At 70.3% G+C, this 18,979-nt stretch carries 18 protein-coding genes and 1 CRISPR repeat array; of the genes, 7 read left to right on the top strand and 11 right to left on the bottom strand.

The features are described 5' to 3' along the window. Nucleotides 1–69: 69 nt before the first annotated feature. The 5 genes from TK50_RS00645 to TK50_RS00625 form a co-directional block, all read right to left on the bottom strand. Nucleotides 70–300: a hypothetical protein gene (locus TK50_RS00645; RefSeq protein WP_043960830.1), complete on the bottom strand. Its 231-nt coding sequence runs from the start codon at nucleotides 298–300 to the stop codon at nucleotides 70–72. A 274-nt stretch (nucleotides 301–574) separates the two neighbouring features. Next, nucleotides 575–1,042: a DUF3307 domain-containing protein gene (locus tag TK50_RS00640; RefSeq protein WP_043960828.1), complete on the bottom strand. Its 468-nt coding sequence runs from the start codon at nucleotides 1,040–1,042 to the stop codon at nucleotides 575–577. A 91-nt stretch (nucleotides 1,043–1,133) separates the two neighbouring features. Beyond that, nucleotides 1,134–1,988, bottom strand: coding sequence for a hypothetical protein (locus TK50_RS00635; RefSeq protein ID WP_043960827.1), 855 nt, complete (start codon nucleotides 1,986–1,988; stop codon nucleotides 1,134–1,136). Then, a complete protein-coding gene (locus tag TK50_RS00630; protein WP_043960826.1) occupies nucleotides 1,985–2,371 on the bottom strand; it encodes an RRQRL motif-containing zinc-binding protein in 387 nt (128 codons plus the stop codon). Before TK50_RS00630 ends, TK50_RS00635 begins: the two co-directional genes overlap by 4 nt. Next, nucleotides 2,371–2,859: a DUF6284 family protein gene (locus TK50_RS00625; RefSeq protein WP_241773889.1), complete on the bottom strand. Its 489-nt coding sequence runs from the start codon at nucleotides 2,857–2,859 to the stop codon at nucleotides 2,371–2,373. The genes TK50_RS00630 and TK50_RS00625 overlap by 1 nt, the downstream gene beginning before the upstream one ends. Nucleotides 2,860–3,509: 650 nt before the next feature. Between TK50_RS00625 and TK50_RS33350 the strand changes: the two genes are divergently transcribed. Next, complete coding sequence (locus tag TK50_RS33350) at nucleotides 3,510–4,871, top strand: NsdA family TPR-like regulatory protein (RefSeq protein WP_043960824.1); 1,362 nt, start codon at nucleotides 3,510–3,512, stop codon at nucleotides 4,869–4,871. A gap of 9 nt (nucleotides 4,872–4,880) precedes the next feature. Here the strand turns inward: TK50_RS33350 and TK50_RS32620 are convergent, their stop codons facing one another. Both TK50_RS32620 and TK50_RS32615 read right to left on the bottom strand, forming a co-directional pair. Continuing rightward, nucleotides 4,881–5,795, bottom strand: a complete 915-nt coding sequence (locus tag TK50_RS32620; protein WP_241773888.1) for a phosphotransferase family protein — start codon at nucleotides 5,793–5,795, stop codon at nucleotides 4,881–4,883. Continuing rightward, nucleotides 5,788–6,516 carry a GntR family transcriptional regulator gene (locus TK50_RS32615; RefSeq protein WP_082106104.1) on the bottom strand — a complete coding sequence of 243 codons (729 nt, stop codon included), beginning with the start codon at nucleotides 6,514–6,516 and terminating at the stop codon, nucleotides 5,788–5,790. The genes TK50_RS32620 and TK50_RS32615 overlap by 8 nt, the downstream gene beginning before the upstream one ends. 319 nt (nucleotides 6,517–6,835) lie before the next feature. Further along, nucleotides 6,836–8,510: a CRISPR direct-repeat array (repeat unit 28 nt; unit sequence CTGTTCCCCGCGCACGCGGGGGTGATCC). 269 nt (nucleotides 8,511–8,779) lie between these two features. Between TK50_RS32615 and TK50_RS00610 the strand changes: the two genes are divergently transcribed. The 3 genes from TK50_RS00610 to TK50_RS00600 all read left to right on the top strand — a co-directional run bounded on the left by TK50_RS00610 (nucleotide 8,780) and on the right by TK50_RS00600 (nucleotide 10,113). After that, nucleotides 8,780–9,046: a ribbon-helix-helix domain-containing protein gene (locus TK50_RS00610; RefSeq protein ID WP_043960822.1), complete on the top strand. Its 267-nt coding sequence runs from the start codon at nucleotides 8,780–8,782 to the stop codon at nucleotides 9,044–9,046. Continuing rightward, nucleotides 9,043–9,435 carry a type II toxin-antitoxin system VapC family toxin gene (locus TK50_RS00605; protein WP_052503557.1) on the top strand — a complete coding sequence of 131 codons (393 nt, stop codon included), beginning with the start codon at nucleotides 9,043–9,045 and terminating at the stop codon, nucleotides 9,433–9,435. Before TK50_RS00610 ends, TK50_RS00605 begins: the two co-directional genes overlap by 4 nt. A gap of 144 nt (nucleotides 9,436–9,579) precedes the next feature. After that, the gene (locus tag TK50_RS00600) at nucleotides 9,580–10,113 is read left to right on the top strand and encodes a YbhB/YbcL family Raf kinase inhibitor-like protein (protein ID WP_043960821.1); all 534 of its coding nucleotides are present in this window, start codon (nucleotides 9,580–9,582) and stop codon (nucleotides 10,111–10,113) included. 109 nt (nucleotides 10,114–10,222) lie between these two features. On the opposite strand, the gene TK50_RS00595 is transcribed toward TK50_RS00600, so the two are convergent. After that, nucleotides 10,223–10,933 (bottom strand): class I SAM-dependent methyltransferase, encoded by a 711-nt coding sequence (locus TK50_RS00595; RefSeq protein ID WP_043960820.1) that lies wholly within the window; start codon nucleotides 10,931–10,933, stop codon nucleotides 10,223–10,225. Between the two features lie 211 nt (nucleotides 10,934–11,144). On the opposite strand from TK50_RS00595, the gene TK50_RS00590 reads away from it, so the two are divergent. Continuing rightward, a complete protein-coding gene (locus TK50_RS00590; protein ID WP_241773887.1) occupies nucleotides 11,145–12,995 on the top strand; it encodes a DUF6311 domain-containing protein in 1,851 nt (616 codons plus the stop codon). A gap of 111 nt (nucleotides 12,996–13,106) precedes the next feature. Here the strand turns inward: TK50_RS00590 and TK50_RS00585 are convergent, their stop codons facing one another. Beyond that, entirely contained in the window at nucleotides 13,107–13,832 is a 726-nt protein-coding gene (locus TK50_RS00585) for an IucA/IucC family C-terminal-domain containing protein (RefSeq protein ID WP_422119933.1), read from the bottom strand. Between the two features lie 455 nt (nucleotides 13,833–14,287). Between TK50_RS00585 and TK50_RS00580 the strand changes: the two genes are divergently transcribed. Continuing rightward, on the top strand, nucleotides 14,288–15,820 hold the full coding sequence (locus TK50_RS00580; RefSeq protein ID WP_043960818.1) for a peptide deformylase: 1,533 nt from the start codon (nucleotides 14,288–14,290) through the stop codon (nucleotides 15,818–15,820). Nucleotides 15,821–16,003: 183 nt separating this feature from the next. On the opposite strand, the gene TK50_RS00575 is transcribed toward TK50_RS00580, so the two are convergent. Further along, the gene (locus TK50_RS00575) at nucleotides 16,004–17,122 is read right to left on the bottom strand and encodes a globin domain-containing protein (RefSeq protein ID WP_043960817.1); all 1,119 of its coding nucleotides are present in this window, start codon (nucleotides 17,120–17,122) and stop codon (nucleotides 16,004–16,006) included. A gap of 157 nt (nucleotides 17,123–17,279) precedes the next feature. Here TK50_RS00575 and TK50_RS00570 point away from each other — a divergent pair, with 157 nt between their 5' ends. Beyond that, the gene (locus TK50_RS00570) at nucleotides 17,280–18,053 is read left to right on the top strand and encodes a CPBP family intramembrane glutamic endopeptidase (protein ID WP_043960816.1); all 774 of its coding nucleotides are present in this window, start codon (nucleotides 17,280–17,282) and stop codon (nucleotides 18,051–18,053) included. Here the strand turns inward: TK50_RS00570 and TK50_RS00565 are convergent. After that, nucleotides 18,040–18,750 (bottom strand): hypothetical protein, encoded by a 711-nt coding sequence (locus TK50_RS00565; protein WP_199485950.1) that lies wholly within the window; start codon nucleotides 18,748–18,750, stop codon nucleotides 18,040–18,042. The two genes, TK50_RS00570 and TK50_RS00565, sit on opposite strands and share 14 nt — an antisense overlap. Nucleotides 18,751–18,979 lie beyond the last annotated feature (229 nt).

Genomic DNA, 18,979 nt, shown 5'->3' with positions numbered 1-18,979 from the left:
CGTTGGGCTGTGCCGCCGGGCAGAACTACGTGCCGGTCGCGCCGCAGCAGCAGCGGCGCGAGGCGGGCGTTAGCGGCGACCCTTCTTCTTGTCCTTCCGGCTGCCGGTGTTGCCGATGGCGACCGCGCCGTGGCCGATCGCGCACGTGCCGGTGACGTTGATGCCGCCGGAGATGTTGATGCCGGTCGAGCTGGTACGGCTGGCGTCGAACGTCCAGTCACCGCAGTTGCACTTGCCGAGGGTGCCGGTTTCGTCGGTGGAGACGGAGACGCAGGGCGTGCCGCAGGACTTGCACTTCACAGCGGTGGTCCTTCCGTTGGGGCGGGCCAGGGGGTCTGGCTGCCTCCGCGTGCCGCCGGGGTAATGGGGTCCGGCGGCCACGGAGGCGGTCAGACCTCCCACTTGGCTCCGCAGTGGGTGCAGACCAGGTACTTCTTGCCGTCGATGTAGGCGTAGTGGAAGACGGGGTGGGCGCAGCTCGACATGTCGTCGGTCCTCTCGGGTTGTGCCGTCCAGTCGCTCTGGCGGCCTCCGCGTGGGCATCCGGTGATGGGCGGATGCCCCACAGGGGCGGTCAGACCGCGCAGAACAGGGCGGCGACGAACAACCAGGCGTAGTGCCAGGACTGGTCCAGGGCGTAGGCCCCGGTGCCGAGGGATGGGTTGTCGTCGTGGCCGGGGCGGGGTGCGCCGAGGGTGTAGAAGCGGGCGGAGCCGAGGGCGGCGGCGATGCGCTTGAGCGGGGTGCGCCGGTCGGCGATGTAGTGCGTGACCGCCGACACCGCCAGGCCAACGGCGACGCCGCACGGGTCGAGGCGTAGGCCGGTGCCGGCGACCACGAACAGCAGGGCGATCAGCGCGGTGAGGGTGTAGGTGGTGACGTGGGCGGCGCAGGCGATACGGCCCGCCCATCCGGGCTGGCCCTTGCAGTCGGCCTGATGCTGGGTCTGCACCCAGTGGTCGGCGACCTGGTGGGCGACGTAGAGGGCGACGAACACGGCAGCGAACGCGGCAGCGCGGGTACCGGTCGGGTCTGCGAACATGGTGGTCTCTCCTGAGGTCTGTTGGGCTGAGGGGTGAGACCGGCGGCACAGCACTGGTTTCCAGGCCGTAGGGCTGTGCCGCCGGGCGTAGCTAGTCGGTGGCGTGCATCAGGTGTGCCAGGGCCGCGCCCATGCCGAGTACCGCGACGGGTAGGCAGGCGACGAGGGTGGTGATCCACCAGGGGGCCGAGGTGACTCCGGCGGCGATCAGCAGGTGATAGGCGACCTGGCCGAGCGCGCCGATGGCGAGGGAGCCGAGGGCGGACCACTTGGCGAACCGGGCCGCCCGTGCGGGTACGCGGCCGGAGAGCCACACGTAGAGGGCGAACGCGCCGTAGGTCTCGACGCCGATCGGGAGGGTGATGGCGGTGTCGATGACCCACCCGGACCCGATGCCGGGCAGCAGGTTGACCTTCCCGAACCCGGTGAGCTTCCCGAGGCCGACCCAGCCGCCCCAGATGGCGACGAACGCGGGCAGGGCGAGCAGGATCACCGGCCACACCACCGCCCGCCGCGACCGTGCGGGCCGAATCTTGGTACCCGGGCTTTCGACCGTGCTGACCTGCTCGGCCGGCGTGACGTCCACCGGCGGCGGGACGGGGGCCGGGTCCGGCGTGGGCTGCTCGGGCCGGTCGGGCGTGTCCGGGTCCGTGTCGGCGGTGGTGGTGTCCGGGGTGGGGTCGACCGGGACCAGCACCGGCCGGTCGGCGAGGCTGCCACGGAGCACCATCGCGGCGTGCAGCGAGTCCGACCGGTCCTGCTGGGCGCGCTCCTCGCGCAACCGGGCAAGCAGGTCGTTGGCCTTCTCCGACCCGATCCGGAACTGCTTCATCAGCCGGTTTCGCGACGGCAGCGCGTCCAACTCCTCGGCGAGGGTGCGGGCGGCCGGAAGCAACTCGTCAACGGGCTGCGGGTAGCGGGTGCCGTTGATGGTGGGGGCGGTCATGCTGCTTCCTCCTCAGGAAACGTGGCCGGGTCGGCGCAGGACAGGCACTCGCCGAGCGAGCGCGGGATGTAGTAGGAACGGGTCACGCCGCAAACGCGGCAGGTACGACGCGCGGTCAACGCCTTGCCGATCGCGGCCCGCTGGGCGGGGGTAGCGGTGCGCTTCGGCCGGGCCAGGTCAACCCGGTACAGGTACGCCGCACGGGTGCCCCCGACGCCACGCCAGAGCACCTGAGCAGCGACCGGCTGACCGGCGGGGCGCAGGCCGGCGGCGCGGAGCTGACGGTGGGTGGCGTAGCCGGGCGGGGCACCTCTCCACCAGAAGGTGGGGATGCCGTAGCGGGTCCCGTCCGGGTCCCAGTAGGCGGCGCGGATGCGAGACATCAGGCCGCGTGAGCCATGCCGGCCCGGTACCCGTCTTCGGTACGGTGAAGCACCTGCTCACCGCCACAGTCGGGGCAGCGCACGATCTCGCAGCCGTAGCCGCAACCGGTCCAACCGACGACGGCCAGGCTGTGCGACACGCACCCGTCGGCGCTCCAGGCCGGGCGGACCGGCATCGTGGCCGTGCGGGTGACGCGGGCCTCAGCCCGGCGCAGCCGTCGCCAGTCCAGCGGCGACGGGCCGCCGTGGTCGGCGGCGTTGATCAGGCTGATCTCAGCGTCGAGCAGGTCGAGTTCGGCGGCGATCAGCGGCCATTCGGCCTCGATCGCGGCCAGGTCAGCGGCGGACGGCTCGGGCCGGTCGTCGGGGTTCACTTCGATCGGTTCCTTTCGGTACGGCGAGAGCGCGACGACTGCCGGCAGGGCCGGCAGTGCTGTTCGTCGGGGGCCAGCGGGGCGAGGGAGCCGCACCGGCCGCAGTCGCGCCACACGGCGCTGCTCTTGGTCGTAATCCGCACGGCGGCGGCGATGCTCACGGACATGGGCGGCTCACCTCTCCCCAGCTCGAATCAGTCGGACGAATAGCCAGAGCGCGGCCAGGTCGGCGCGCTCCGGAGTGATGAACAGGGCGTGCCGTGCTGGCACACCGGGCGACCCTCGGTTGGGCAAGCGAGCGGACACGTCTTGCGGCCGGACATGTCACGGCCGACACCCGCAGCCACCCCTAGATCGCATGCTCGGGACCAATGAGGAAGACGAATCTCCCTGCGTCCCGGACCTCTGTGTAGTTGTCAAACACCAAGCGCCAGTGCGGTCCAGCAGATTCACGAGCGGCGCAGCCGAAGCCGCATCCGCCGGCTGTGGAGTCGCCAGCAGGTATACGTGTTCTATGCGCCATAGAACACGTATACCTGCGACCTGTCAAGCACTGCGTTGGGCGGTGCTGGGAGGTCGCGTCCTTCGTGGTGGTGCTGGAACCCAGCTAAGCCGCTATCGACGCAGGTCAACAGGGAGATCAAGGGGGTTCATTGGAGCGGCCGGGGGGTTCACTCGGGGGAGCACTTGCCCCGGCTTGGTGTTGACCTTGCAGGCGAGTACACACTTGACTGCGCAGAGAGTTCGATCACTGGGGAGGTGGCGTGCCCAACGAGCTGCTTATACAGGCGCTCGCACGAGCCGGTTGGTCCAACAAGGGCTGTGCAGCCCGACTCCGGGCCTTCGGCGAGGCCAGGGGAGTTGAGCTCCGCTGCACCCACGTCGATGTGCGCCGCTGGCTAGATGGCGTGCAACCTCGGCCTCAGACCGCTGTGCTCATCGCCGAAGCGCTCAGTGACGCCCTGGGGGCGATGCTGACACCCTCCGCGCTGGGCTTCGACTATCAAGCACGCGGCGCGTTGTCAATCGATTCGCTCCACTACGCCGACGCATTGCCTGATACCTACCGCAGCTTGACCAGCACGGCCGAGCATGACATTTCCGGTTCTATTGAGCTCCAAAAGGCGGCGGCGGTATCAAGCGCGTGGACCGGCCCACTCATGGCATGGCTACTGTCTCGCCCTGAATCTGTGCCCGTTAACGCGACGGGCCGTCGGGTAGGAATGGCCGAGGTGGCTGCCGTCTGCTCAACCATCAAATTATTCATGAACCTAGACTTTCAATTCGGCGGCGGCCACGCCCGGACGGCCCTCGCACAGTACTTCCGGCATGACGTGCTGCCTCTACTCGACGGCATCTATTCGGAGAGTGTTGGGCGGAGATTGTTCTCGGCGGCGGCTGAGGTAGCTCAGCTTCTCGGTTGGACAGCCTACGATCTCGGTCAACATGGCTTGGCTCAGCGCTATCTGATTCAAGGTCTCCGGCTTGCCCAAGCGGGCGGCGATCGCGTAATGGGCGGTCGCCTACTCGCCAACATGAGTCATCAAGCCAACTATCTAGGGCACTACCAGGAAGCAGCGCAACTTGCGCGTGCCGCGCAAGAGGGAACCCGAGGTGTAGCGAGCGCAACCGTCTCAGCGATGTTCCTTGCAATGGAGGCGAGGGCGCGAGCTGGGGCCGGTGACAGTCGTAGCTGTGCGAGTGTCCTACGTGAGGCAGAAAGCGCGTTCAATCGTCGTGCTGCCTGCGACGACCCGCCTTGGATCTACTACTTCGATGAAGCCGAGATGGCGGGCGAGGCTGCTCACTGTTTTCGGGATCTGCGCTCGCCTGTGCAGGCGCTGGAATTCGTGACGCAGGCTATCGCGCTTACCGATCCTGCCTACGTTCGCACTCATGCCTTTATCAGGCTCGTAAACGCGGCAAGCTGTTTGCACACACCCACTCCCGATGTGGGGAAGGCGGCTGAGGTAGCGCTTGAGGCAATTCACCTTGCTGGGGCGCTCAAGTCGGAGCGCTATCTACGCTACGTGAGAGACCTCCGGTCCGACTTCACGCCGCATGCCGGCAGCGCAGAGGCTAAGCGAGCGCTGGCCATGTTCGACGCGGTATTGGCCGGTCAGTAGCCAAGTTTCCTAGAATGGCTGCCACTCCGACCTTGCTGTCGGGCGACGCAACGTGGCTAGCCGCCTGTCGAATTCCTCTGCGTGCAGGTCGCTTTCGCCCACGTTCTGCATCAGCCAGGTTGTCATTTTGAACAGGTTGATATCGCGAAGAACCTGAAATCCGTCCCATTCCCGTACATCCGCTCCGTATGCCTCACAGAATGCGTGGTAGCCCTCCGGGCTGTGCCACCCGATCTCGTATTCGGTGGCAGTGACGGAGAGGTCTACCTCAGGCGGCCCGAAGCAGAACGCCTCAAAGTCAATCAGGATTGCCTTACCGTCAGGAGTGCAGATTAGATTCTTGACGTGTGCGTCTCCGTGAAGCGCGACGGGAGGACTCGGAAACGAAAGTGCGGCGTACGCTGCTCTTAGGTCGTCTAAGCGGGAGTGAAGGAAATCGAGTACCTCCGGCGAGACATTCGCTGCTTGATCCAGCCGGTCACCGACGCGCCCAAAGATGTCGAGCCTTGGGAGTTCAACGGCGTCGTCAATTCCGCAGTCGTGGACAAGGCGAAGCGCTGCGCCCAAGGCGCTGGCGGGAGCCTTCTCGCCGGTGTCAGCAACTTTTCGCCAGAACGTCACGGGGTGCGCACCTATAAGGATTGGCTGCTCTACTGGATAGAGGCGAGCGGCGGGCACCTCGCAACGCTCCAGCCATCGGGCGACACGGACCTCTTTCTCGGCATCCTTTAAGTGGCCCCTGCTGCGAGCGATGCGAACGACGAGAGAAGGGTGTTGAACGGAGAAGATCGCATTCTCTCCGAGCCTCATCAGCGTCGCGTTGGTCGACCAAGCGCCAACGACGGAACAGGCTTTCCTAAGAACTAGTGCTGCTGCTGTTGAACTGAACGGTTGCGATGCTTCCTCAGTTGTCAATTTATCCATCCGAGGTAGTGTCGTTCCCTAAGACTATGCGAGGTTTGCCCGGCGGCCTCGCGATTAGGCCATTGGACTCTAGAATATCCAATGCGCGGCGAACCGTACTGCGTGCCACGCTATAGCGCCAGGAAAGATCCTTCTCCCCGGGAAGTTCGGTGCCGACTGGAAAATTTCCAGCACGAATCTCTCCTTCTAAGGATCGCGCTACCTCCTCTGCGCGATTCTCAATCTTGCTACTCTCCTGAGGTAACGTAACGAAGCGGCCCCGGCCCGGAATCGTGATGGTAAATCCGCCCCTGTCGAGAATCAGGAGCGCTTGACGAGATGTGCCGCGCGCAACCCCGTATCGTTCGCTTAGCGATGCCTCGCTATCGACCCTCGCGCCGGCCGCTAGCCGTCCGCTTTGGATCTCCGCTCGGATCTCCGCAGCGATCGACTCGGCGCGGCTCGCGACTCGCGGTTGCCCCTGATCCTCGGCCTTCACGAAGCGGCCCCGACCGGCAACCGACTCGATCAGCCCCTCAGCCTCCAATGCGCCCAGGGCGCGACGTGCCGTCACTCTGGACACGGCCCAACGCCTGCATACCTCCGACTCAGGGGGCAGCGCCGCTCCGGGTGCTAGCTCCCCGGCCTGGATCGACTCTCGCAGGGTCTGGGCGATCTCGCGATAGCCGGCACCTGAGACGCCTCCGGTCTTCACAGGTCTCCTCGCTGTCGTCGTGTACATAGATCAGGCTATGCACACGAGGAGCAGCCGGCCACCGTCCGGCGCGCTCGCCGGGTGGGTGAGGTGTGACCGCGTGCCGCATTCGTGTCGTCGTGTCCGAGATCACCAGCGTTCGCGCTGGTCAGCGTCCTGAATGACGTGGGATTCCGTTCTTCGGCCTGCCGCGCGGCTGTGCGGTCACCGGGGCGCGGGGCGCGCGAAGCGCGGCGAGTCAGCGGTACCTTGTCACCATCAAACGAGCGGCGCGGGCGGAGGGATCTTGGTCGGGGAAGTGAATGAAATCGGCATTGTTGATCTTTAGCGGTCCAGGTCAGGAAGTCTGTTCCCCGCGCACGCGGGGGTGATCCGGGTCAGTTCCTCGTCCGTGACCGGGACGGCCGCTGTTCCCCGCGCACGCGGGGGTGATCCCTCTCCGGCGACAACCAGTTCGACGCCGGAGAGCTGTTCCCCGCGCACGCGGGGGTGATCCCCGGTTCGCACGGGCCCGACCGAGCACGCACGACTGTTCCCCGCGCACGCGGGGGTGATCCCGCGTCGTCGAGTTCGGTGACTCGCGTAGTGAGCTGTTCCCCGCGCACGCGGGGGTGATCCCCACGAGCGGTTCAGCATCGACCCCCGGTACGGCTGTTCCCCGCGCACGCGGGGGTGATCCCGTAGGTGGCCCACGCCGACCCCTCGACGGTGGCTGTTCCCCGCGCACGCGGGGGTGATCCGATGTTCGTGCTGCAGGTGCCTTTGGTGATCGGCTGTTCCCCGCGCACGCGGGGGTGATCCGGGGTGCCCCTCCGAGGCGCAGCAGCGCCGCCACTGTTCCCCGCGCACGCGGGGGTGATCCCATCCCGACCTGGAGCAGCGCGATGCCGGCCAGCTGTTCCCCGCGCACGCGGGGGTGATCCTGTGGAGTAAGCCGATGAGCACCGCGAAGACGCCTGTTCCCCGCGCACGCGGGGGTGATCCGTCCTTCGACAGCAGCGGCACCTTGCCGGCCTCCTGTTCCCCGCGCACGCGGGGGTGATCCGGCGCGCAGGTTGCGGTACTTCTTGTGGACTGTCTGTTCCCCGCGCACGCGGGGGTGATCCCGTGTGGGCGCTGGAGCGGGGCGACAACGACATCTGTTCCCCGCGCACGCGGGGGTGATCCGTGCCGGCCGGTGACGTCGATGTCTTGGACGACCTGTTCCCCGCGTACGCGGGGGTGATCCGTCGCCTCCATCGGCCTCGGGGATGCCCTCGGTCTGTTCCCCGCGTACGCGGGGGTGATCCGTAGCAGGGGAGGGAAGGCATGGGGACGTTCGCCTGTTCCCCGCGTACGCGGGGGTGATCCGCGGTCTGTCCACGCCTGCACGTGCATCTCCTGCTGTTCCCCGCGTACGCGGGGGTGATCCGTAGCCCCGGATCCACTCCTGGCGGATGGGTGCCTGTTCCCCGCGTACGCGGGGGTGATCCCGCGTTCTTCTCCGACCAGGTCATCAACGGCGACTGTTCCCCGCGTACGCGGGGGTGATCCCAGGGCGGCGGTCGTGCAGATCCACGCCTCATCCTGTTCCCCGCGTACGCGGGGGTGATCCGCTCGCGTGGATCGCGGCGAAGCGGCAGGGGCACTGTTCCCCGCGTACGCGGGGGTGATCCCGTGTTAGCGTGCTGTAGCCCGATCAGGGCAAGCTGTTCCCCGCGTACGCGGGGGTGATCCTCGATCATCGCGCTTCTGTCCGGCGTCGCCGGCCTGTTTCCCGCGTACGCGGGGGTGATCCCGTGACCGTTCGGTTTCCGGCGGCGCTTTTCGCCTGTTCCCCGCGCACGCGGGGGTGATCCGGAGATCCCCGTGAAGTGCTCCCGCTGCGGCAACTGTTCCCCGCGCACGCGGGGGTGATCCGGCGGCGCTGTGGTCCGGCGCTGACGTCTACGTCTGTTCCCCGCGCACGCGGGGGTGATCCCCACCACCACGCCGCCTCCAGCGACGTCCCACCCTGTTCCCCGCGTACGCGGGGGTAATCCCATGTTCCGGATGTCGGCCGGAGTGAACGTCTACCGTTTTTCGCGCTCTACCTTCGCTCCCTCCATGTCGTGTACGTGTCGGCTGTCACCGATCAGGTGCCATCGGGGCAGGTCAGGGCCGTGTAACTCTTGGTCTTGAAAACCGGTAAGGCAGCGATGTCTTCGTGGGTTCGAATCCCACACCCTCCGCTTCCTGGGCAGCGAAAATACCCATGAAGTGGTGCCGCGGCGCGGTGTGGTAGACCGCCATATCACGGTATGGTGATTGTATGGCTGCTAGGAAGATTACCGTCACCCTCCCCGAAGAGTTGGTCGAAGCGCTCGGCGCGGCCGCTAGTGAGGATGGAGTGCCGCTGTCGAGGCTGGTCGCCAGCGCAGCGGAGAGCGAACTCCGGCGGCGGGTGGGTCGACGGTTGGTCGCGGAGTGGCAAGCCGAGCACGGAGCGTTCACGGTGGAGGAACTCGCCGCAGCGCGCGCCGAGATGGCCGCCGCCGACGCGCAGGCGCTCGGTGTCGCAGGGCAAGCTGCCGCGTGAGCATTCCCTACGTCTACGACGCCGGGGTGCTGCTCGCGATCGACGGCAACGACCGGCGGATGTGGGTTATCCACCACCTGGCCGTGGAGGAGGGGCGACGCCTGCTCATCCCGTCCGTCGTGGTGGGCCAGGCGTGGCGCGATGCCCGTCGGCAGGTCCAGCTCGGTCGGTTCCTGCACAGTTGCGAGGTCGTTCCGGTCGGGGTCGAGCTGGCGAAGGCGGCCGGTGTCCTGTGCGGCAAGGCGGGCACGCGTGACGTGGTCGACGCCTGCGTGGTCAATGTTGCCCTGGCCTGCGGCGGCATCGTGTTCACCAGCGACCCCGAGGACATCGCGCAACTGTCGGCCGCCGCAGACGTCAAGCCCGGATTGGTCATCCGCCGCCTCTGACGGTGGATGCAGACACCGTCGCGTCAAGGGCTTTGCAGGCAGCGCGACGGGCAGGGATCGAAAGCGTGCCGGTGGTCGATAGGCGGGACGTCGCGGGGTAAGAAGGGGCGCAGGAAATCACGTCCACCGGAAGGACCATCCCCGATGTCCCTGGAACGACCGATCGCCCCGGACCCGTACGAGCTGCTGCCCACCGTCGCGTCGTTCGCCCTGACCAGCGACGACGTGCACAACGGCGAGCCGATGGACGCCCGGTACGCCCACGGCAGCGTCGGCGGCGAGAACGTCTCGCCCCACCTGGCCTGGTCGGGCTTCCCGGCCGAGACGAAGAGCTTCGTGGTCACCTGCTTCGACCCGGACGCGCCGACCGGCAGCGGCTTCTGGCACTGGGTCCTGGTCGACGTGCCCGCCTCGGTGACCGAGCTGCCCCGGGGCGTCAAGGAGGCCGACCTGGGCGGCGCGTTCAGCGTCCGCAACGACTACGGCGACACCGGGTTCGGTGGGGCCGCCCCGCCCGCTGGCGACCGCCCGCACCGGTACGTCTTCGCCGTGCACGCGGTCGACGTCGAGCGCCTCGACGTGGGCGCGGGGGCGAGCTGCGCGTACGTGGGCTTCAACCTGGCCTTCCACACCCTGGCCCGGGCGGTGATCCGCCCGACGTACCAGGTCAAGGACTGACCCTGCCCCACTCCGCTTCCGCGATCTTGCACTTGGGGCCCGCCGCTCGCGGCCTTTGCCCGTTCTGTCGGGGCCCTAAGTGCAAGATCGTCGCAGGAGGGGCTTCGGGTCAGGCGGGGACCCGGGCGACGGCGAAGACGGACTGGCCGAACGGGGGGCGGACCAGTTGCTCGGCGGCCTTGGTCGCCGGGAGGACCAGGGTGTCGTAGACCTTGACCATCGGGCCCTCCTTCGGCATCAGCCGGAAGACCTTGGTCGCCATGAAGTAGCCGATCAGGCCGAGCGCGTTCGCGTAGTGGATCTTCTCCACGGTCAGGCCGGCCTCGGTCATCGCGGCGGCCAGGGTCTTCTTCGTGTACCGCCGGACGTGGCCGGTGGCGATGTCCGCCGGGCTCATCGCGAACTCGAACGCCGGCACGATGATGATCACGTTGCCGCCGGGCCGGACCAGGTCGCGCATGCTGCGCAGCGCGCCCACGTGGTCCTCGATGTGCTCCAGCACGTTGTACGAGACGGCGGCGCTGTAGTCCCCGCGCTCGGAGTGCGGCAGCAGCATCTGCCGCACCTCGATGGTCGGCTGCTCGGCGAGGCGCTCCTTCAGCGCGATCAGTCGATCCGGGTCGGCCTCGGTGGCCGTGAACCGGGGGAGGTGCGCCGACCACTCCAGGGCGTAGTCGCCCAGCCCGCTGCCGATCTCGATAGGGTTGTCACCGAGGTGCGGGACGGCCAGTTCGACGAACCACCTGCGGTGGTTGACCGCCGTCGCGAGCCCCTCGAGGACCTCGGACTGGACTCGCTGATCCCCAGTGATATCTGCCATGCGTCGATTCCTCACGGTGTGACTCGACCTGCCCCGGGACCGACAGAGTGAACCATCCGAAGCGGACGGCGGGGAAATCGGGGCACCGAAGTGGCCGAATTGCGGTCGGGGGTGGGCACGAGATCGGCGGTCGGCGAACCCGGCACATAGTACGCCAGTCCCCAGAAACATGTCACGTCAGTGCCAAACCCTGACTACTCTACGAATTGTCATGACTACTAATCAATCGGGCCGCCCCGACGGCGAGGCCGGGGGCGGCGGGGGCGGCTCCCCGGCGCAGGGCGCCCGCGAAGAGCGGCGGGCCGGTGCTGCGGCGACCCGCCGGGGTCGGTGGACGGACGCCGCCGCCGTGCTCAGCTTCGCGCTGATCGCGTTCTGGGTGACGCTGCGCTTCTGGTTGAACCCGGCGCACGGGGTGCGGGACAACCGATCCGATCAGGCGCTCTTCGAATGGATGCTGGCGCACGGCGCGCGCGTGGTGACCGATTTCGCATACCCGTTCGGCTCGGACCGGATGAACGTGCCGGACGGCGTGAATCTGATGGCTAATACATCCGTATTGTCCATTTCATTGCCAATGACGCCGATCACCGTCCTGTTCGGCCCGCGTACCGCATTCCTGGTCTTTCTCACCGGCGGCATGATCGCCACCGCGACCGCCTGGTACTTCGTGCTCTCCCGGGTGCTGATCGGCGCCCGGGGGCCGGCCTGGCTCGGGGCCGGCTTCTGCGCCTTCGCCCCCGCGATGGTGTCGCACGCCAACGCCCACCCCAACATCGTCAGCCAGTTCGTCGTGCCGCTCATCGTCTGGCGCACCCTGCGGCTGGCGGACGGGGGCCGGTGGCTGCGCAACGGCGTGCTGCTCGGCCTCGTAATCGTCTGGCAGGCGTTCATCAACCTGGAGATCCTGCTGATGACCGCGATCGGGCTCGGCGTCGTGGTCGTCGCGCTCGCCCTCGGCCGGCCCGACCTGCGCCGGCAGGCCCGGCCCTTCCTCGCCGGCCTCGCGGTCGCCGCCGTCCTCTCCGCCGCCCTGCTGGCCTACCCGCTCTACGTGCAGTTCTTCGGCCCCGGCGCATACGAGGGGTTGTCCCGGCTGATCCGCGGCTACCGCACCGACCTGGCCGCGTTCACCGCGTTCGCCCGCGAGTCGGTCGCGGGGAACCCGGAGGCCAACCGGGAGCTGGTGAAGAACCCCACCGAGGAGAACGGCTTCTTCGGCTGGCCGCTCGTCGTGCTGGTGGGCGCGATCGTGTGGTGGCTGCGGCGCAGCCCGGCGGTGCTCGGCCTCGCGGCGGTCGGCCTCCTCTTCGCCGTCCTGTCGCTCGGCCGCGAGATCCAGTTCGAGGGCCGGGCCACGGGGATCGCCGGCCCCTGGGCCGCGCTGGAGGACCTGCCGATCCTGCACTCCGTGGTGCCGACCCGGTGGGCGCTGGCGACCGTACCGATCGTCGGGGTGCTGCTCGCGCTCGGCGCGGACCGCGCCCGCCGGCTCGCCCGGGATTACCCCGCCGCCCGGCCGCAGATCCGCTTCGCCACCGCCACCGTGCTGACCATGGCGCTGCTCCCCGCGTTCCCCACCCCGCTGCCCTCGGCCCGCCTCGACCCCGTGCCCGAGTTCGTCACCTCCGGTGCCTGGCGTCCGTACGTGGCCGGCGGCCGCAGCGTGGTGACCCTGCCGCTGCCCGACACCGACTACCCGGACCCGCTGCGCTGGTCGGCGGCCACCGGGCTGGACCTGCCGCTGGCGCGCGGCTACTTCCTCGGGCCGGACACCCGCCCCCGGGCACCGGAGGGGCGGATCGCCCTGTTCACCGCGCCGCCCCGCCCCACCAGCAGCTTCTTCATCACCATCCGGCGCACCGGCCAGGTGCCCCCGGTCACCCCGCTGACCCGGGTCAGCGCCGTGGACGACCTGCGGTACTGGCGGGCGGGGGTGGTCGTGCTCGGCCCGCACGAGCACGCCGACGCGCTGCGCCGGGGCATGACCGAGCTGACCGGCATCCGCCCCACGTACACCGGCGGGGCCTGGGTGTGGGACGTCCGCCCGCTGACGAACTGAAGCCCGGCGGCGGCCGGCCGGAGGGCCCGGTCTGCCGGCGAGCGCGGGCGGTTGGCGAGCGCGGGCGGGTCAGCGCGGGCGGCCGGCGGGTCAGCGCGGGCGGCCGGCGGGTCAGGCGGAGCGGAGGCAGCAGCCCTGGCAGACCTTGGGCCGGGGCAGCGTGAAGGCGAGGCAGCAGGTGCGGCGCTGGACCGTCGGCTCGCCGGCCGGGCCGGGCACCAGCTCGACCAGGTCCGCCAGGTCGAGCGCGCCGAGCAGCGTCTCCACGTGCCGGGCCGCGGGGCCGGGCAGCGCGTCGGCCGCCCGCAGGACGCCGTGCGCGATGCCGGAGGCGACGGAGCCGAGCAGCGTACGGGCGCCGATGCGGACCTCGGCCTGGATGGCGGCGACCAGCGGGGCGAGGTGGGCGTCGAGCAGCGAGGCGCGGAGCGCGGCCAGCAGCGCGGCCTCGTCGGCGACGACCCGGATCTCGGGGAGCCCCGCCAGGGCCAGCGGGTCGCCGGGGAGCACCGCGACGGTGGTCGACCGGCGCAGCCCGAGGGTGACCAGCGGGCGATGGTCCTCAAAGTGGATCAACACGTCGGTGGGGTCGAGCAGCGGGACCCGGCGGGCCGCCGCCCAGCCGAGGACGGCCGGCAGGGCGGCCCAGTAGCTGTACGACTTCCAGGCCAGGGCGGCGCAGGCGTGCGGGGTGCCGCCCCAGCGCAGCGCGGCGGCCGCGAGCAGCTCGGGCAGCCGGCTGCCGTCGACGAGGGTGGTGGCCGGGGCCCAGCCGAACCGGTCGTCGGTGACGAGCAGCCCCGGGGCGAGACCGGGCAGGTCGTCGGTGCCGAACATGGCGCGCAGGGTGTCGGTCACCGGGGCGAGCGGCGTCGCGGTCTCCCGCGTGGGCAGCACCGCTGTCACCTGATCCCCCCGCCTCTGCGCCCGCCGGACACGCCGGCCAGTGAACTAAGGCTAGCCTAACCATCCCGGTCGGATAAGGAAAGCCTCACCTGGGTGCTGGAGGGAGGCTCCGGTCACTCCGGCGGCCCGTCGACCGGGAGGGTCGTGCGCCGCTACTACCCTGCCCGGGGTGGCGGAAACGCCGGGCCGGGGCCCGGAACGGCGTCGAGTCGCAGGGCCGGCGGGCGGAAGTCCGGGGGCGGCGGGAGGCGCGAGGCCGGCGCTCGGGTCGCGAAATGATTGACGTTCATGGGTGAATTGTCAAGTTGAGTGTCGGCAAGATGTCATTCCTGTGCGCGTTCACGTACGGAACGTGAAACTGATACTCCCCGGCGTTGAGGAAGCTGATGACGACCTCTCCCATCGAGCGGGCCGCCGAGTCGTTCGCGGCCGAACTTGCCCGGCACCGGACCGAGCGGGGGCTGTCCAAGAAGCAGCTGGCCACACTGATGGGTTTCGACCCGTCCTACGTCAGCCACGTCGAGGGGCGACGGCACCGACCCACGGAGGACTTCGCCCGCCGGGCCGAGGCCGTCCTGGAGGCCAGCGGCGCGATCTGGCAACGCTTCCGGGAGTACGACGAACTGCGGCACGGCCGCTCCGCCACGCCCGCCCGGGACCACCCCGCCCCCGGCCAGTGGATGCCCCCCGGCACCGGGCTCATCGTCGAACGCGAACAGGCCGTCCTCACCCACACCGACGACGCCTACCACTGCCTCATCCGCCGGGAGCTCTACAACGCCGGCACCGAACCGGTCACCCGCTACCTCGTCCGGGTCGCCGTCGACCGCTACCCCAACGACCCGGGCCGGTCCAACCGGCACCACCGGGAGCACCCGCTCACCTTCGCCGAGCTGCAACTGCGGGCGCACCGGGACGACGGCGGCGGGCAGCCCGAGCCGATGCACTGGCGGGCCAAACACGACCGGGACGCGTTCAAGGAGATCTGGCTGCTCTTCGAGAACGACGAGGGCCGGTTCCCGCTCTACCCCGGCGACCGGGTCACCATCGAATACGCGTACCAGGTCGGCCGCGAGAAGTGGGGCCCCTGGTTCCAGCGCGCCGTACGCCTGCCCACCCGGCACCTGGCGGTGCGGCTGGACCTCCCCGCGGAGCTGGACCCCCAGGTCTGGGGGCTGGAGACCTCGCTCTCGGCGGAGGAAGGGCCGCTTCGCCGCCCCGTCGTCCGACACGACCGCGCCGACCGGGCCGTCTTCGACTGGGCGACGGAGGACCCGCCGCTCAACGCCCGGTACCGGCTGCAGTGGCGGTTCCGCAGCCGCCCGCCCGACTCCGACCCGGGCGGCCCGGCCGGCGTCGCCCGGGTGCGGGCCAGCGACCGGATGCGCGGGCTCGGCATCGTCCAGCGCGGCGCGGACCTGCTCCGCCAGCCCAGCCGCCAGTTCGACCTGCCCGCCGAGGAGGGGATCGCCCGGGAGGTCGTCGAACGGCTCGGCTCGGCGCTCGTCCGCCTCGACGAGCTGCACCCGTTCAGCAAGGGCGTCGGCATCGCCGCGCCGCAGCTCGGCCTCGCCTGGGCCGCCGCCGTCGTGCGCCCGCCCGACCGGGCCGCCGAGCCGGTGGTGCTGCTCAACCCCCGGGTCGTCGACTCGTCCCCCGAGACCGACGAGCAGTACGAGGGCTGCCTCTCCTTCTTCGACCACCGCGGGTTGGTGCCCCGGCCGCTGCGCATCGACGTCGAACATGCCCAGTGGGACGGCACCCGCCTCATCACCTCGTTCGAGTTCGCCATGGCCCGGCTCGTGGCACACGAGGTCGACCACCTGGAAGGCCGCCTGTACGTCGACCGGATGACGCCCGGCGTGCCGCTGGTGCCCGTCGAGGAATACCGCGAGACCGGCACCCCCTGGCGGTACTGAGCGGAGGCGACCCCGAGTCGAAGTGATCCGTGCCGGGTGCCCCTGGAACGAGAGGGGGACCGGGTCGCGTGCCCCAGGGGGCGGGGGCACGCGACCCGGTCTTTTTCGGGGGGAGGAAAGCTTCTCTGCCACCGACCCCGCCCGGCTTGCCGGCCGGGCGGGGAACGACGGCTGCCGGCCGACCTACAGGTCGCCGAAGGTGTCGTACCGGATGTTCGGCGGTGGGACCTCGTCCTCCGCGAGGGCCCGCAACGTCGACCGGACCATCCGCGCGGAGCCCGAGACGTAGCAGTCGTGGGTCGTCCACGGGCCGTAGCGGGTGATCACATCGGAGATGTCACCCCGCTCGCCGTCGAAGTCCGGCTCCTCGCTGCACGCCGGCGTCACCGACAGCCACGGGTGGGCCTCCACCAGCTCGCGGAGCCCGGCCAGCCCGTACAGGTCGGCGGCGTGGCGGGCACCGTAGAAGATGTGCACCCAGCGGGCCCGGTTCCAGCCGGCCAGCTCCTCCACCAGCGCCTTGATCGGGGCCAGCCCCACCCCGCCGGCAACGCAGAGCACGTCCCGCTCGGAGTCACGGTCCAGGACCATCGAACCCATCGGCGCGGCCACGCGCAGCAGGTCGCCCGGCCTCGTGCGCCGCACCAGCGCCCCGGAGACCCAACCGGCCCCCGGGGGCGTACGGACGTGGAACTCCAGGACGTTGTCGTCGTTCGGGGCGTTCGCCACCGAGTACGTCCGCCACACCCGGGGCAGGTGCCGGGGCACCTCGACGCTGACGTACTGGCCGGCCCGCCACCGCAGCTGATGCTGGAGGGCGCGCACCGTCAACACCGCGGTGTCCTGCCCGTGCCGCTCGTGGGTCAACACCTCCGCGTGCCAGAACGGCGGATTGTCGTCCGCCGCCGCCCCGGCCAGCATCTTCGCCGAGATCGCCCCGTACGCGTCCCGCCAGGCCTGGTCGTACTCCAGGTTCCAGCCGTCGCCGGCGGTGCTGCGCAGCGCATCCAGCAGCGCGACACCCATCGTCTCGTAGTGCGCCGCGTCGACGTGGTACTTCCGGTGGTCCCGGCCGAGCGAGCGAAGATACTCGTCGAAGCTTTCCGGATCGTCCACCACCTGGGTCGCGGTGACGATCGCGTCGAGGATGCGGTCACCCTGGCCGGTCATCTCGACCGGGAAGAGCGGACGCAGCGCGGGGTCGAGGAGGAAGAGCCGGGCGTAGAAGTGACCGCTCAGCCGGTCCCGGTCCTCCTCGACCAGGGTCCAGCTCTCCTTCAGCAACCGCGCGACATGGTCCACGGGGGCGCTCCTCCTGACGGCGGATCGGGCTGACGGCGATCGGGCACCCATAGAATGTCCACGGAGCGTGCCCGTCGGTCGCACAGAATGTGCGATCGCCTCACACCGCCCGGTTGACCCGTGTCCGCCGGGCCGGGTGGTCGGGCACAGTGGTGCGGTGACCGTTGAGGAGCTCACCCGCCCGGTGTCCCGCCGGGTCCTCGGCACGGAGACGCTGCTGGTGCTCGGGCTGTCGCTCGGGCAGTCGGCCGTCTACGCGCTCGTGTCGATCATCGCGAAGCTGACCGCCGACGGCCCGCTGTCCAAGCAGACCGCCGCGCTGAACACCTCGCACTCGGCCCGCCCCTGGCTCGACCTGACCTACCAGCTGCTCGGCATCGTCTTCGCGCTGCTGCCGGTGCTGCTCGCCGTACACCTGCTGGCCCGCGACCCCGGCGACCCCGGCCGTACCCTCGGGGTGGACCTGCGTCGGCCCGGCTCCGACCTGGCCCGCGGTGCCGGCCTCGCGGCGCTCATCGGCCTGCCCGGCCTCGCCCTGTTCTGGGCCGCCGCCCAGCTCGGCGTCAACGCCACCCTCGTGCCCGCCGGCCTGCCGGACGTCTGGTGGGCCGTCCCGGTGCTGATCCTCGCCGCCGCGCAGAACGCCGTGCTGGAGGAGGTGATCGTCGTCGGCTACCTGGTCACCCGGCTGCGCCAGCTCCAGTGGCGGCTCGGCGCGGTGCTCGCGGCGAGCGCCGTGCTGCGCGGCTCCTACCACCTCTACCAGGGCTTCGGCGCGTTCGTCGGCAACGCCGTGATGGGCGTCGTGTTCGGCCTGTTCTACCTGCGCACCAAGCGGGTGATGCCGCTGATCGTCGCGCACACCCTGCTCGACGTGGTCGCCTTCGTCGGCTACGCGCTCCTGCCGAAGGCCTGGTTCAGCTGGCTCTGACCGGCCCCGGGGGCGGCACCTCCGGGGCCGGGGTCGAGGCCGGGCGCGGGCGGTAGGCGGCGACGGCCCGCGCCGCCAGCCGCTCGGCGGCGGCCGAGTCGCCCACGGCCGCGGTCAGCACCGCCGCCCCCGGCAGCAGCCGGGACACCACCCGCACCCCCAACCACCCGCCGGGCCGCCCGGTCAGCGGCGCGGCCAGCCGCCAGACCGCTCTCGCCGCCTGCGGCGCCCCCGCCGTCGCCTGCCCCGCCGACCCCCGTCCCGTCGCCGTCCGCTCCGCCGCCGTCCGCTCCGCCCTCATCCGCTCTGCCGCGTCCAGTGCCGCCCGGGCGCTCTGCGCATCCGGACGCACCCGGGTCAACACCAGCAGCTCCACCGCCCGCTCGGAATCGGCCGGATCCCGTCCGTACGCCGCCGCCAGGTGCAGCACCAGGTTGGCCTGCGCCCACAACACCGCCGTCAGCTCCACGACCGGGGCGAACAGGCCGGCCAGCGCCGCCACGGCCCCACCCGCCCCGGCCAGCCGGACGAATCGCCGGGTCGCGAGCCGGGCCAACCCGTCCGGCGTAGCCGCCGGGTAGGCGGCGCGATGCCACGCGGCCCAGTCGGCCGCGCGCGGCCCGAGCGTCCGCACGGCGGCGAGGGCGAGCAGCTCCGGAGCGAGGTCCGGGTGGTCGAGCGCCCACCCGGCCGTCACCCGCGGGCCATCCTCGGAGATACGCGCCGACGCCGCCCCTGGTGCCCGTCCACCCGTACCGGCGTCGGCCTCCGGGGCAGGGCCCGGGCGGGTCGGCTGCTCGGACACGGACACGACCGGGGGCACCGGCCCGGCCGGGGTGGTGGTGGCCCCCTCCGATCGTTTCCCTGCCGGAGTGGCCCGTCGCGGCTCGCTCGCCTTCGCGGCTGTCCCGCCCGGCGCGGCCGCC

Source organism: Micromonospora haikouensis, from assembly GCF_000876225.1.
Classification (GTDB): domain Bacteria; phylum Actinomycetota; class Actinomycetes; order Mycobacteriales; family Micromonosporaceae; genus Micromonospora; species Micromonospora haikouensis.
This window is presented reverse-complemented; position numbering and strand designations above follow the sequence as displayed.